We start from the raw sequence: 13,022 nt of genomic DNA on the forward strand, positions 1-13,022 counted from the left end.
ACGGCACCTCAACTGAGCAGCGAGATGACGCGCCGCTCGAGCTCCTTGAGCTCGGCGTGGAGCGCGTTCTCGTCTTCAATGTACATGGCGTGGATGAACAGCATGCGCCGGTCGTTGGAGACGTCAAGACTCAACGTCCCCGGCGTCATGGTGATCAGGTTGGCCAGCATGGTGATCTGCGCGTCCGTGGTCGCGTCCAGCGGCAGCCCGATCACCCCGGGTTTCATGTGGTGGCTCGGCGTCAGCACCTCATAGGCGACCCGCAGGTTCGACTGGATCAGCTCCCAGATGTAGAAGAAGGTGAAGCCGATGACTTCCGGGATCTTGCGGGAATAGCTGGTGGTCTGGTCCGACAGGCGCGCCACGAAGGCCAGGACCAGGTAGCCGAAGATGAAACCGGCCACCAGGCTGCCGGCGGTGAAGCTGCCGGTGAGCATGGCCCAGACCAGGGCCAGCAGTATGTTCCAGATGAACATCTTCATTGCGTGTCCCCCAGAACCGCGTTCACGTAGATCTGCGGGTCGCGCATCTGCTCCGCGGCCGCGTAGGCGAGCTCGTAGATCGGCTGCGCGCCCAGGCCGATGAACACGGTGATCGCGGCCAGGGCCCCGATGGGCAGCACCATCAGGGTCAGTCGCTTGCCCGACACGGCGGCCTCGAACGCCCGCGCACGCTCCTCGTGCTCTTCCGGCTGGGCCTTCCAGAACGCTTCCGCCCAGATCTTGATCATGGAATACAGCGTCAGCAGCCCGACGACAAGGGCCACGGCGACGATGCCCCAGCTCTCCTGCTCGACGCCGGCGCGGATGATGATGTACTTGCCGAAGAAGCCGGACAGCGGCGGCACGCCGGCCAGCGACAGCGCCGGGATCAGGAACAGCAGCCCCAGCCAGGGGTGGGTGCGCCACAGCCCGCCGATGTGCTTGAGCTCGTAGCTGCCGCGCAGGAAGTAGACCACGCCGGAGACCAGGAACAGGTTCGCCTTCACGATGATGTGGTGCATGATGTAGAAGACGCCGCCCACCAGCGCCAGCGGGCTGAACAGCGCCAGCCCCATGATCATGTAGCCGATCTGGCTGACGATGTGGAACGACAGGATGCGCCGGAACTCGTACTGCGCCGCCGCGCCCAGCACGCCGGTGATCATGGTGAAGCCCGCCCCCCAGAGCAGGATCTCGTGGGTATAGCCCACATCCTGGGTGAACAGCAGCGAGAAGAACCGGAACAGCGCATAGACCCCCACCTTGGTGAGCAGCCCGGCGAACAGCGCCGACACCGCCACCGGCGGCGTGTGGTAGGCCGCCGGCAGCCAGAAGAACAGCGGGAACGCCGCCGCCTTGATGCCGAACGACACCATGAACAGCATGGCCACCACCGTGACCAGGCCCTGGTTCTCCATTGCCGCGAACCGGCCCACCAGGTCGGCCATGTTCAGCGTGCCCGTCATGCCGTAGGTCAGGCCCACGGCCACCAGCAGGAGAATGGAGGAGAGCAGGTTGAGCGCCACGTACTTGATGGCGCCCTCCATCTGCGCCCGCTCGCCGCCCAGGATCAGCAGGGCGAAGGAGGCGACCAGCAGGACCTCCACCCAGACGTACAGGTTGAAGACGTCGCCGGTGAGAAACGCGCCGCAGACGCCGGCCAGCAGCAGGTGCATCAGCGGGTAGTAGCCGAAGGCCTCGTGATCGCGGCTGATGGTCGGCAGCGAGTAGACCGCGGTGGCGAAGCCCATGATGCCCGCAAGCACCGTCATGATGGCGCCCAGCAGATCGGACACCAGCACGATGCCGTACGGCGCCGGCCAGCCGCCCATGGCGATGGACAGGACCTGGTCTGGGTCCGTGTAGGTACGATACAGCAGCACGATGCTGGCCAGCAGGAGTGCGCCCGTGCCGGCCACGCCCAGCCAGCGCTGCACCAGCGGCGCCCGGTAGAACACCAGCGACAGCGAGCCGGCCAGGAACGGGATGATGATGGGTAGGGCGACCTCGAGGCTCACGTGTCGGTACTCCGCATCTTGTTCAGATCGTCCTCCTGGACCACTTCGTAGGCGCGGTGGATCAGCACCACGGCGAAGGCGAGCACGCCGAAGCTGATGACGATGGCCGTGAGAATGAGCGCCTGGGGCAGGGGATCGGCCCAGCCGCCGGCGGGCAGCTTGTCCCCCTCGGCGATCAGCGGCGGCAGGCCGCGGACCATGCCGCCGATGGTGAAGATCAGCAGATTCGCCGCATTGCTGAGCAGAATCAGGCCGATGACCAGCTTGACGATGGAACGCCGCAGCATCATGTAGATGGAGGCGGCGAACAGGATGCCGACGACGACCGCCATCACCGGTTCCATGTTGTCTCCTCCGCTTTTTCTTCGGCTCCTGCCAGGGCCAGGACGATGGTCATCACCGAGCCCAGCACCACCAGGTAGACGCCGATATCGAACAGCAGCGGCGTGGACAGCTTCACCTCGCCCAGCAGGGGCAGGGTGGGCGTCCACCACAGCGACGTGTAGAAGGCGTGCCCGAGCAGCGTGCCGGGCAGCCCGCTGACGGTGGCGGCGAACAGGCCGAGGCCCAGCAGCAGTCGCGGGTCGACGCCCATGAGCGAGCGCGTGCGCTCGGCGTCGAAGGCGAACAGGTACAGGGCGAACCCGGTTGCCCCGACCAGGCCGGCGATGAATCCGCCGCCGGGCTCGTCGTGCCCCCGCAGGAGAACGAACAGGGAGAACAGCAGCAACAGCGGCAGCAGCAGCCGTGTCGCCGTGCGCAGGATGAGCGAGCCCATGGCGGTCATTGTCGGCGATCCTCCGCGCGCAGCTGGATCATGGCGTAGACCCCGATGGCCGCCAGGCCCACGACGAAGATCTCGCCCAGCGTGTCCAGGGCCCGGAAGTCCACCAGGATGACGTTGACGATGTTGCGGCCGTGGCCCTCCGGGTAGCTCCACTGGACCAGCTGATCCGAGATCGGCTCGGCCACGTTGATGTCGTGGACCACCAGGATGAGCAGGGTCATGAGGCCGCCGAAGGAAGCCGCGATCAGGGCATCCCGCAGGCGCGTGCCGGGGCTGGAGAAGTTCACGAACGCCGGCAGGCGGTACAGCACCAGCACCAGCAGGATGACCGTGAGCGTCTCCACCATGATCTGCGTGGTACCCAGGTCCGGGGCGCTGAACTCCACGAACACCAGGGCCACGCCGAAGCCGGCCATGCCCAGGGCCGCCACCGCGGTCAGCCGGGAGCCGGTGATGGTCGCGAACAGGGCCCCGGCGAGAATGAGGCCCACGGTGAACCATTCATAGATGCGCACGTTGATATCGCCCAGCGGGATCGCCGTGCCCGTGTGCACGAACAGCGTCCAGCCGGTCAGGGCCACGGTGGTCAGCACCAGGGTGATGATGTAGTTGCTCATGTAGCCGTTCTGGAGAACGCGGGTCTGCCACTCGGCCAGCCACACCAGGCCGTCCATGAGCCGCTCGTAGCCGCGCTCCGGGCCGAGCCGGTCGATGAACGGCATGCGCCGGAAACCGGCCAGGACCGCATCCCAGAACCGGAACGCCAGCAGGCCGATGACAATGGCGATCGCGCTCAGAAGCAGCGGCACGTTGACCCCGTGCCAGAGGTACAGGTGGAAGTCCACGGGCCGGCCGTGCACCGCGGTCACGGCTGCTTGCAGCAGGGCCGCCTCGGGGATGAAGGCGGCGACGCCGAAGACCAGGCTGAGCGCCGCCAGGACCACCGGGCCGATGAGCATCGACAGCGGCCCCTCGTGCGGGCTCTTCGGGGTCTCGGTGCGGGCGCCGATGAACGGCCGCAGGGCGAAGATGGCTGCCACCGCCATGATCATGATCGCCGACAGCAGCGCCAGCACCGTGGTGAAGGTGGTCAGCGCCCCGCCGTGCAGGGTGGCCTCGAACATCAGCTCCTTGGCGATGAAGCCGAACAGCGGCGGCAGTCCGGCCAGCGACAGCGCCGCCACGCACGCGGTGACGAAGGTGATGGGCATGGCCCGGCGCAGCCCGCCCATGCGCGTGATGTCCTTGGTGCCGGTCTCGTGGTCGAGCACGCCGGCCAGCATGAACAGCGCCGCCTTGTACAGGGCATGGGCCAGCAGGAACGCCATGGCGGCGACGATGGCCGCCTCGGTGCCGATGCCGATGAGCATGGTCAGCGTGCCCAGGGCCATGATGGTGCTGTAGGCCAGCATGGCCTTGATGCCGGTGCTGCGCAGGGCCATGAACGAGCCCGTGAACATGGTCACCGCGCCGAAGATGCCCAGCATGTAGAACCACAGCTCGGTGCCGCCCAGCGCCGGGTTGAGCCGCGCCATGAGGTACACGCCGGCCTTGACCATGGTGGCCGAGTGCAGGAAGGCCGACACCGGCGTGGGCGCCGCCATGGCATTGGGCAGCCAGAAGTGGAACGGTACCTGTGCCGACTTGGTGAACGTGCCCGCCAGGATGGCCAGCACCATGGCCGTGTAGAACGGGTACTCCTGCAGGCCGTCGCTGGCGAGAATGCCCGAGAGGGTGTACTCGCCGCCGGCGGCCACCGCCAGCATCAGCAGCCCGGCCAGCAGGGCGAGCCCGCCGGCGACGGTGACGAACAGCCCCTGGAGCGCGCACCAGCGGGCCTCCTTGTCCTCGTGGTGGTAGCCGATGAGCAGGTACGACGTGATGCTGGTGAGCTCCCAGAACACGAACAGCGTCAGCAGGTTGTCCGACAGCACCACGCCGAGCATGGCCGCCGTGAAGGCGAACATGATCGCGTAGAAGCGCGGCAGGTACGGGTCGCCGTGGAGGTAGCCGCCGGCGTAGATGATGATGAACGTACCGATGCCGGAGATCAGCAGGGCGAACAGGAGGCTGAGGCCGTCGACCAGGAAGCTCAGGTTGATGTCCAGGCCCGGGATCCACGGGTACTGCAGCGTGACCGCGCCGGTCTCGATGACCTCGGGGATCCAGCCCAGGAAATAGGCGAACAACCCGGCCGGCAGAATCGCCAGGAGCCAGCCCGCGCGGTCGCCCAGCGAGCGCGTCAGCCAGGGCGCCAGGGCGCAGAGGATGAAACCGGAGAGAACCGCCAGAAGCATGAGAAATGGATACCCCGTTGCGAATGCAGGCAGTCGCGGCACCGGCGGACGGGCCGCCCGGGCGGCCGCTCTGCCGGTGCCGTACCCGGGAGGATGGCGCCACCGGAAGGCGGTGGCTGTCAGCGCGCCCGGCGCATCCCCCAGCCAGTGTTATCGTTCAGCGCGAACGGGTGCAGCGCCCGCCCCACGCTCACCGCGCCGACCTTAGCCGAGCGGGGGCGTGAAGGCAAGGCGTGGCGCCTGCTTCCCGGGTGTGCGCTCAGGCCACCGTGATGCGCTCGTCCAGGTAGACATCCTGGATGGCGTGGAGCAGTTCCACCCCCTTGTCGCGGGATTTCTGGAACGCCTTGCGCCCGGAGATCAGGCCCATGCCCCCGGCCCGCTTGTTGATGACGGCGGTACGCACTGCGTCGGCCAGGTCGGTGCTGCCGGAGCCGCCGCCGGAGTTGATCAGCCCGGCACGGCCCATGTAGCACGACGCGACCTGGTAGCGCACCAGGTCGATGGGGTTGTCCGTGGTGAGCTCCTCGTAGACGGACTTGTGGGTCTTGCCGTGGCCCACCGCCGGGTAGCCGCCGTTGTTCTCCGCCAGCTTCTGCTTGACGATATCGGCGTTGATGCTTGCCGCCAGGTGATTCGCCTGGCCGGTGAGATCGGCGGCCACGTGGTAGTCCGTGCCGTCTTTCTTGAAATCCGGGTTGCGCAGGTAGGCCCACAGCACCGTGGCCATGCCCAGGTCGTGGGCGTGGGCGAAGGCCTCGCTGATCTCCTGGATCTGCCGGCGGGATTCCGGCGAGCCGAAATAGATGGTCGCGCCCACGGCGGCCGCGCCCATGTCGAATGCCTGGTCGACGCTGGCGAACAGGGTCTGGTCGTAGATCTCGGGGTAGGTCAGCAGCTCGTTGTGGTTGAGCTTGACGATGAACGGAATGCGGTGGACGTAGCGCCGCGCCACGGAGCTCAGTACGCCCAGCGTGGAAGCGACGGCGTTGCACTCGCCCTCCAGCGCCAGCTGGACGATGCTCTCGGGGTCGAAGCAGGCGGGGTTGGGACCGAAGGACGCGCCCGCCGAGTGCTCGACGCCCTGGTCCACGGGCAGGATGGACAGGTAGCCCGTGCCCGCCAGGCGCCCCTGGTTGAACAGCGCCTGCAGATTCCGCAGCACGCCCGGCTTGCGGTCCTTCTGCATGACCACCCGCTCGACGTAGTCCGGCCCGGGTGTATGGAGATGCTCCCGGGGAATCCCTTCGCACCGGTGGTTCAGCAGCGCCTCGGCCTCGTCGCCCAGCAGGGCCTGGATGTCCGTCATTCCTGATTCTCCACTGGTTTCTGGTTGGCGCACGGACCCGGTTCGAACCTGTCGACGCAGAACCGACCCCCTGTTCCGGGTCCACGATTATAGGCATTTTGCCCGGCTGCCGTAACCGGATGCAGTGGCTGTGATGTGAGTCACAGTGGATGCCGTGCCAATCCCCTATAAGTAGGGATACGATTGTTCGCTCCCTGCAGGACGGCAGGCCAGCTCGCAACAGACGGTGATCACCATGACCTCCGACCACAAGGTCGTCCACCTGAACCACGGTGCTGCGGCGAGGACCGGCGAGACAGCACTGCAGGTGCGTTTCCGCAAGCTCGCCAACGAGCGCCTCCTGGCGATGCTCCGCCACATGCTGGACCAGGCCGACGACGCCCTGTTCGAGCGCGCCGAGAAGGCCGGCAGCAACCAGGAGCAGCAAGTGTACTTCGAGGCCATGCGCGAGGTCCGGCGCGGCCGGCGCGAGCTCGAGGACCGCTTCCAGGAGAGGCTGGAGGCCGCCCATGGCGGTGAGGCCCTGCGCCGCCAGCCGGCACCGGAGAACGACGACCCGGACGGGCTGAGCCTGGTGGACGACGAGCGCCTGGAAGAAGAGCTGGCCATCGACGGCATGGCGTCCAAGGCGCGGACCCGCCACAGCCGGGCGCTGGACGAGCTCTGCCAGCGGCTCAACGAGGACGCCGGGCACAAGTGGGCCAATGCCGATACCAACCCGGCAGACCCGCAGCGCATCTGCGGTGCGCTGGAGGAGGCGGCGGCGGGCCTGGACATGGCCATCCAGCCCCGTCTCATCCTCTACAAGCTGTTCGACCGCTACGTCATCAGCGAGCTCGGCGGGCTGTACCAGGAGCTCAACCAGCTGTTCATCGATGCCGGCGTGCTGCCCACGATCCGGCCGCGCTCGCCGCGGACCGGGCAGCAGTCCCGCAGGGCGCCGACGACGCCCCCGCAGTCCGGCCAGGCGCCGCCGCGCTCACAGGAGTCGGAAGGCGGGGCCGAGATCTCGGGCCGGGATGCCGAGGAGGCCTTCGCGCTGTTGCAGAACCTGCTGGCGGCACGACGTGAGCCCGGCGAGTGGTCCGGAACCGGCTACCAGGGCGGTGGCTGGAGCCCGGCGCCGGTGGAGGACGTGCTCCAGGCGCTGTCGGGGCTGCAGTCGGAGGCGCCCGCCGCAGCGGAGGAATCCGGCGACAACGTGGTCCACCTGTCGCCGGACGCCCTGAAGCAACGCGTACGCCAGCAGCTCTCCGGCGGCGGTGGCTCGCCGGCGCATCTGGGCCAGGCGGAAGACGACACCATCGATATCGTCAGCATGCTGTTCGATGCCGTGCTGGAGGACCCCAACCTGCCGGACAGCATCAAGGCGCTGCTGGCCCGCCTGCAGATCCCGGTGCTCAAGGTGGCGCTGCTCGACCGCGCCTTCTTCAGCCAGAGAAACCATCCGGCACGGCGGCTCATCAATGAGATCGCGCGCGCGGGCGTGGGCTGGACGGAGAGCGGGCGCTCCGGTACGGACCCGCTGTACGAGGCCATCGAGCGCATCGTCACGCGGGTGCTCGACGAGTTCAGCGACGACGTCAGCGTATTCGAGAACGCCCGGGAGGAGTTCCGCCAGTTCCTGGAAGAGGACCGTGCGCGCGCCCGGCAGATCGAGGAGCGCACGCGCCAGGCTGCGGAGGGCAAGGCGCGCGTGGATTCCGCCCGGGAGCAGGTGGACGCGGTCATCCGCGAGCGCGTCGGCGGCCGGCAGCTGCCGGAATGCGCTCATCGCCTGCTGCACGAGGGCTGGTCCCAGGTGCTGTTCATCACCCTGCTGCGTGAGGGCGACGACAGCGAGGCCTGGCGCAAGAAGCTGGACGTGGTGGACCGGCTGGTGTGGAGTCTCGACCCGAAGCCGGATCACGCCGCCCGCAAGCAGCTGGTCAGCGAGATCCCGCCGCTGCTGCACGACCTGCGGGCGGACCTGAACGCGGTCATGTTCAACCCGGTGGAGATGACCAAGCTGTTCAAGGCCCTGGAGCAGGAGCACATCCGGGCGCTGTCCCGCAAGCAGGACGAGCCGGCCCCGGAGGAACCGGTCTCCGTCCAGCCGGAAGCCGGCGAGCCGGCGCCGGACCCGGACGCGGATGCCCCGGAACTGCCGGTGGCGGGCGGCGAGGACGAGCTCCAGGCCTACCGCGATCGCCTGGACCAGGCGGAGATCGGCACCTGGTTCGAGTTCCGCCAGGACAGCGGCAAGCACCTGCGCGCCCGGCTGTCGGCCCGGCTGAACGGCGGCGACCGGCTGATCTTCGTCAACCGCGCGGGCTTCAAGCTCGCCGATCGGCGCCGGGACGAGCTCGCCGACGCCCTGCGCCGCGAGACGGTGCTGATGCTCGACGACACCATGCTGTTCGACAAGGCCCTGGAGAGCGTGGTGGCCAACCTGCGCTCCATGCGCGACGCCCGGTAGCACCGGATGCCGTTGCCGCGGTCACCGCGGCAACGGCACCGCGGGTTACTGCAGCTCCCGCCCGAACCGGATGTAGTCGTCCAGGGTATACGGGTTGGCGCAGGCGTCCCGGCTGACCGCCTTCTCCTCGGGCTCGCCCAGCAGCAGCTTCTTCACGGGCACTTCCATCTTCTTGCCGCTGAGCGTACGCGGGATGCCGTCCACGGCGATGATGGCGTCCGGCACATGGCGCGGCGACAGGTCCCTGCGCACCTTGTCCCGGATCTGCCGGTCCAGGACCTCGTCCAGCTCCACTCCCTCGGCCAGGACGACGAACAGCGGCATGTAGAGCTGCCCGCCGCCGCGCTCGATGTTCACCACCAGGCTGTCCTCGACGGCGTCGAGGTCCTCCACCACCCGGTAGATCTCGGCGGTGCCCATGCGCACGCCGTAGCGGTTCAGGGTGGAGTCGGAGCGGCCGTAGATGATGCAGCTGCCCCGGGAGGTGATCTTGATGAAGTCGCCGTGGCGCCACACGCCCGGGAACATGTCGAAGTAGCTCTCGCGGTAGCGGCGGCCGTCGGTATCGCCCCAGAAGTACAGCGGCATGGACGGCATGGGCCGGGTGATGACCATCTCGCCGACTTCGTCGATGAGCGGGTTGCCCTGGTCGTCCCAGCTTTCCACGCTGGCGCCCAGCAGCCGGGCCTGGAGCTCCCCGGCGCGTACCGGCAGGGTCGGGACCCCGCCCACGAACCCGGCGCAAATGTCCGTGCCGCCGCTGCTGGAGGCCAGGTGCACGTCCGGGTGCACGTGCTCGTAGACCCACTGGAACCCCTCCGGCGGCAGCGGCGAGCCGGTGGCGCCGATGCCGCGGATGTGGCCCAGCTCATAATGCGCCCCGGGGCGCCGGCCCGCCTTCATGCAGCTGGTGAGGAATGCGGCGCTGATGCCCATCTGGTTGATGCGCGCCTCCTCGCACAGCCGCCACAGCCGGTCCATGTCCGGGTAGCCGGGATTGCCGTCGTAGAGCACCAGGGTGGCGCCGTTCAACAGCATGCCGGTGAGCGCATTCCACATCATCCAGCCGGTGGTGGTGAACCAGAAGCAGCGATCCCCCGGCGAGACGTCGCTGTGCAGGTGGCCGGTCACCGTGTGCTGCACGGTGATGCCGCCGTGGCCGTGAACGATGGCCTTGGGCATGCCGGTGGTGCCGGAGGAGTAGAGCACCCACAGCGGGTGGTCGAACGCCACCTGCTCGAAGTGCAGCTCCGCGCCGCGTCCGCGTTCAAGGAAGGCCTCCCAGGTCTCGGCCCGCTGCAGCCGCTCCGGGTCCGCCGCGGCGTCCAGGTAGGGCAGCAGCACCGTGTGCTCCACGCTGGGTAGCCTCTCCTGCAGGTGCCGGACGACCTCCATGCGGTCGAAGGCCTTGCCGTTGTAGCGGTAGCCGTCCACGGCCAGCAGTACCTTCGGCTCGATCTGCGAGAAGCGGTCCACCACGCTGGGCGTGCCGAAATCCGGCGAGCACGACGACCAGATGGCACCCAGGCTGGCGGTGGCCAGCACGGCGATGATGGTCTCCGGGATGTTGGGCATGTAGGCGACCACCCGGTCGCCCGGCCCGACGCCGAGCTGCCGCAGGCCTTCCGCGGCGGCGGCCACCTGGTCCTGCAGCTCGGCCCAAGTGACGGTGCCCAGCTCCTCGCGGACCTCGGAGCAATGCAGCAGTGCCGGCTTGTCGCCGTCGGCGTGGCGCAGGGCATGCTCGGCCCAGTTGAGCCGGCTGCCGGTGAACCACTGCGCCGCCGGCATCGCCCGGCTGGTGAGCACCTGCTGGTAGGGCGTGGCGCGGAAGTCGAAATACTCCCAGCACGCCGCCCAGAAGTCCTCCAGGTGCTCGGTGGACCACCGCCAGAGGTCGTGGTAATCCGTGAACGTCAGGCCGCGGGTTTCCTGCAGCCAGCGCATGAAGCGGGTGATGTTCGCCTCGTCGACGCGCTCGGCTGACGGCTCCCAGAGCAGGGTGCCTTCTTCGATCATGATCTCGCCTCGCTTATGTTCGGCGTATGCCCCACCGTGAAGCACGGGCATACGGGTCGATTGTCGGTTTCAGCTCGGGGTCGCCGTGGGAAGGGGGCGCTCCGGGTTGGGCTCCGGAGCTCCGCTTACGGCCCCTGCTTCGATTGAAGCAGGGACCTACCCTCCGCTCCGGCCTGGCCGGCTGACAGCACATCCCTGTGCTGACAGCCGGTGGCGGCATCCCTGCCGCCACCCTTCGGGCCGGATGGCCTGCGCTCCGGCGCTGCGCAAAGTCGCCCAACCCGGAGCGCCCCCTTCCCACGGCGACGGGCAGCGTTCCGGATATACAACGACCCCTCGTTTCGGGTTTGCCTTGCCGCTGTAGCGACCATCTATTCCACCAGCAGATTCCGGTCCACGTCGGCGAACCGGGCCTTGCCGGAAAGGGCCATGGTCAGGTCCGTGTCGGCCAGGAGCCGGCGAATGACCTCGCGGACGCCTTCCTCGCCATCCAGGGCCAGGCCCCAGATGTAGGGCCGGCCCAGGAGCACGGCATCCGCGCCCAGGGCCCTCGCCTTGAGCACGTCGGCGCCGTTGCGGATGCCGCTGTCGAACAGCACCGGGACGCGGCCGTCGACCATGGTGGCCACGTCCGGCAGGGCATCCAGGGCGGCGATGCTGCCGTCCACCTGGCGGCCGCCGTGGTTGGAGACGATGATGCCGTCGACGCCGTGCTCCAGCGCCAGCCGGGCGTCGTCCGGATGCAGGATGCCCTTGACCAGGATGGGCAGATTGGTGGCCGCGCGCAGCGCGGCGAGATCCTTCCAGGTCTTGGACGGGTCCGCGAACTCCTCGGCCCAGCGGCGGATGGCCGGCCACATGTCCTCCTCGGGCGGGCGCGCCAGGCCGTCGCGGAACCACGGGTCGGACGTGTAGTTGGCCAGGCCCTGGCCGTTGAGAAACGGCAGGAACGCGTTCTGCAGGTCGCGTGCGCGCCAGGCCATCATCTTGGTATCCAGGGTGACCACGATGGCCTCGTAGCCGGCCTTCTCGGCCCGCTGAACCAGGCTCTCCGCCAGCTCCGGGCTGCGGGGCCAATACAGCTGGAACCAGCGCGGGCCGTTGCCCATGGCCTGGGCGACGTCCTCCAGGCTGTGGGACGAGACCGTGGACAGGATGGCGGGCACGCCCAGGGAAGCCGCGGCGCGCGCCGCGGCGAGCTCCGCCTCGGGGCGGATGATGCTCTGCACGCCGATGGGCGCGAGCAGCAGGGGGGAGGGCAGGGTGCGCTCGAACAGGGTCACGGACAGGTCCCGCTCGGAGACGTCCGTGAGCATCCGCGGGTGGATGCGGAACCGATCGAACGCCGCCCGGTTCGCGTCCATGGTGACCTCGCCGGCGCCGCCCGCCACGTACCAGTAGGACTCCTTCGACAGCACCTCGCGGGCGGCCTGCTCGAGATCCTCCGTGCGCAGGGGCATCCGTGGCCGCAGCCCCTTGAGGCCGGCCTGATAGATCTGCAGCTGATGGTCGCCGTAGTGGGGCATGGCGGTGGCTCCTCCCGAGGATGATTTGTCGTTGTCCCGATGCAAAAGTACACCAAGCCTACCGCACCGGTCCTGCCGCGAAAATGGAACGGTGTTTTATTCGTAGGCTATCTATTAAGATACGAACCATGTCATCCCGAGCCAGCAACGCCGTGGACAACTTCAGTGATCCGAGCCGTTTCGGCGCCGCCCTGGCGGAGACGGCCCGGGTGTGGCGCATGCGGCTGGATCAGCGGCTGCGGCCGCTGGGGCTGAGCCAGGCCAAGTGGCGGGCGCTGCTGAACCTCGCCCGGGACGGCGAGGGCATGACCCAGAAGGCGCTGGCGGAGCGGCTGGGTATCGAGGGGCCGTCGCTGGTGGGCCTGCTGGATCGCCTGGCGGCCGACGGCTGGATCGAGCGCCTGGTGTGCCCGCGGGATCGCCGCGTGCGCCGGATCTATCTCACCGCGAAGGCCCGCTCCACGCTGGAGGAGATCGAGGCCGTGGCGACGCAGCTGCGCCGCGAGCTCTTCGGCGACATCCCCGAGGAGGAGCTGCGCCGCTGCCAGGATGTGCTGCGCCGCATCCGCGACAAGGCGGAAACACTGGAATGAGCCGGGATCGCGCATGGCTGCCCGTGCGCCGCGC

The 13,022-nt window shown here is 68.4% G+C and carries 10 protein-coding genes; 2 read left to right on the forward strand and 8 right to left on the reverse strand.

Going from position 1 to position 13,022, the window contains the following annotated elements; all coding sequences use genetic code 11:
* Window positions 1-8: 8 nt before the first annotated feature.
* The 6 genes from QWY84_RS16385 to QWY84_RS16410 all read right to left on the reverse strand — a co-directional run bounded on the left by QWY84_RS16385 (window position 9) and on the right by QWY84_RS16410 (window position 6,392).
* On the reverse strand, window positions 9-482 hold the full coding sequence (locus QWY84_RS16385) for a Na+/H+ antiporter subunit E (protein WP_290203973.1): 474 nt from the start codon (window positions 480-482) through the stop codon (window positions 9-11).
* Complete coding sequence (locus QWY84_RS16390) at window positions 479-1,999, reverse strand: Na+/H+ antiporter subunit D (protein WP_290203974.1); 1,521 nt, start codon at window positions 1,997-1,999, stop codon at window positions 479-481. Before QWY84_RS16390 ends, QWY84_RS16385 begins: the two co-directional genes overlap by 4 nt.
* On the reverse strand, window positions 1,996-2,343 hold the full coding sequence (locus QWY84_RS16395; protein ID WP_290203975.1) for a Na+/H+ antiporter subunit C: 348 nt from the start codon (window positions 2,341-2,343) through the stop codon (window positions 1,996-1,998). Before QWY84_RS16395 ends, QWY84_RS16390 begins: the two co-directional genes overlap by 4 nt.
* Window positions 2,331-2,786: a Na+/H+ antiporter subunit B gene (locus QWY84_RS16400; RefSeq protein ID WP_290203976.1), complete on the reverse strand. Its 456-nt coding sequence runs from the start codon at window positions 2,784-2,786 to the stop codon at window positions 2,331-2,333. The genes QWY84_RS16395 and QWY84_RS16400 overlap by 13 nt, the downstream gene beginning before the upstream one ends.
* Complete coding sequence (locus tag QWY84_RS16405) at window positions 2,783-5,083, reverse strand: putative monovalent cation/H+ antiporter subunit A (RefSeq protein ID WP_290203977.1); 2,301 nt, start codon at window positions 5,081-5,083, stop codon at window positions 2,783-2,785. Before QWY84_RS16405 ends, QWY84_RS16400 begins: the two co-directional genes overlap by 4 nt.
* A 259-nt stretch (window positions 5,084-5,342) precedes the next feature.
* The gene (locus QWY84_RS16410; protein WP_290203978.1) at window positions 5,343-6,392 is read right to left on the reverse strand and encodes a class I fructose-bisphosphate aldolase; all 1,050 of its coding nucleotides are present in this window, start codon (window positions 6,390-6,392) and stop codon (window positions 5,343-5,345) included.
* A gap of 235 nt (window positions 6,393-6,627) precedes the next feature.
* Here QWY84_RS16410 and QWY84_RS16415 point away from each other — a divergent pair, with 235 nt between their 5' ends.
* Window positions 6,628-8,850 carry a DUF1631 domain-containing protein gene (locus QWY84_RS16415; RefSeq protein WP_290203979.1) on the forward strand — a complete coding sequence of 741 codons (2,223 nt, stop codon included), beginning with the start codon at window positions 6,628-6,630 and terminating at the stop codon, window positions 8,848-8,850.
* A 45-nt stretch (window positions 8,851-8,895) separates the two neighbouring features.
* Here the strand turns inward: QWY84_RS16415 and QWY84_RS16420 are convergent, their stop codons facing one another.
* A complete protein-coding gene (locus QWY84_RS16420; RefSeq protein WP_290203980.1) occupies window positions 8,896-10,869 on the reverse strand; it encodes an acetoacetate--CoA ligase in 1,974 nt (657 codons plus the stop codon).
* A gap of 371 nt (window positions 10,870-11,240) precedes the next feature.
* Window positions 11,241-12,395: an alpha-hydroxy-acid oxidizing protein gene (locus tag QWY84_RS16425; protein ID WP_290203981.1), complete on the reverse strand. Its 1,155-nt coding sequence runs from the start codon at window positions 12,393-12,395 to the stop codon at window positions 11,241-11,243.
* Window positions 12,396-12,523: 128 nt separating this feature from the next.
* On the opposite strand from QWY84_RS16425, the gene QWY84_RS16430 reads away from it, so the two are divergent.
* Window positions 12,524-12,988, forward strand: a complete 465-nt coding sequence (locus QWY84_RS16430; RefSeq protein WP_290203982.1) for a MarR family transcriptional regulator — start codon at window positions 12,524-12,526, stop codon at window positions 12,986-12,988.
* The last annotated feature ends 34 nt before the right edge of the window (window positions 12,989-13,022 follow it).

This window comes from Aquisalimonas lutea (assembly GCF_030409225.1).
GTDB classification, from domain to species: domain Bacteria; phylum Pseudomonadota; class Gammaproteobacteria; order Nitrococcales; family Aquisalimonadaceae; genus Aquisalimonas; species Aquisalimonas lutea.

Excerpts from the sequence above, each read along its gene's own strand:
- QWY84_RS16385 (WP_290203973.1), bottom strand. The coding sequence starts at position 482 with ATGAAGATGTTCATCTGGAACATACTGCTGGCCCTGGTCTGGGCCATG.
- QWY84_RS16395 (WP_290203975.1), bottom strand. The coding sequence starts at position 2,343 with ATGGAACCGGTGATGGCGGTCGTCGTCGGCATCCTGTTCGCCGCCTCC.
- QWY84_RS16400 (WP_290203976.1), bottom strand. The coding sequence starts at position 2,786 with ATGACCGCCATGGGCTCGCTCATCCTGCGCACGGCGACACGGCTGCTG.
- QWY84_RS16405 (WP_290203977.1), bottom strand. The coding sequence starts at position 5,083 with ATGCTTCTGGCGGTTCTCTCCGGTTTCATCCTCTGCGCCCTGGCGCCC.
- QWY84_RS16410 (WP_290203978.1), bottom strand. The coding sequence starts at position 6,392 with ATGACGGACATCCAGGCCCTGCTGGGCGACGAGGCCGAGGCGCTGCTG.
- QWY84_RS16415 (WP_290203979.1), top strand. The coding sequence starts at position 6,628 with ATGACCTCCGACCACAAGGTCGTCCACCTGAACCACGGTGCTGCGGCG.
- QWY84_RS16420 (WP_290203980.1), bottom strand. The coding sequence starts at position 10,869 with ATGATCGAAGAAGGCACCCTGCTCTGGGAGCCGTCAGCCGAGCGCGTC.
- QWY84_RS16425 (WP_290203981.1), bottom strand. The coding sequence starts at position 12,395 with ATGCCCCACTACGGCGACCATCAGCTGCAGATCTATCAGGCCGGCCTC.
- QWY84_RS16430 (WP_290203982.1), top strand. The coding sequence starts at position 12,524 with ATGTCATCCCGAGCCAGCAACGCCGTGGACAACTTCAGTGATCCGAGC.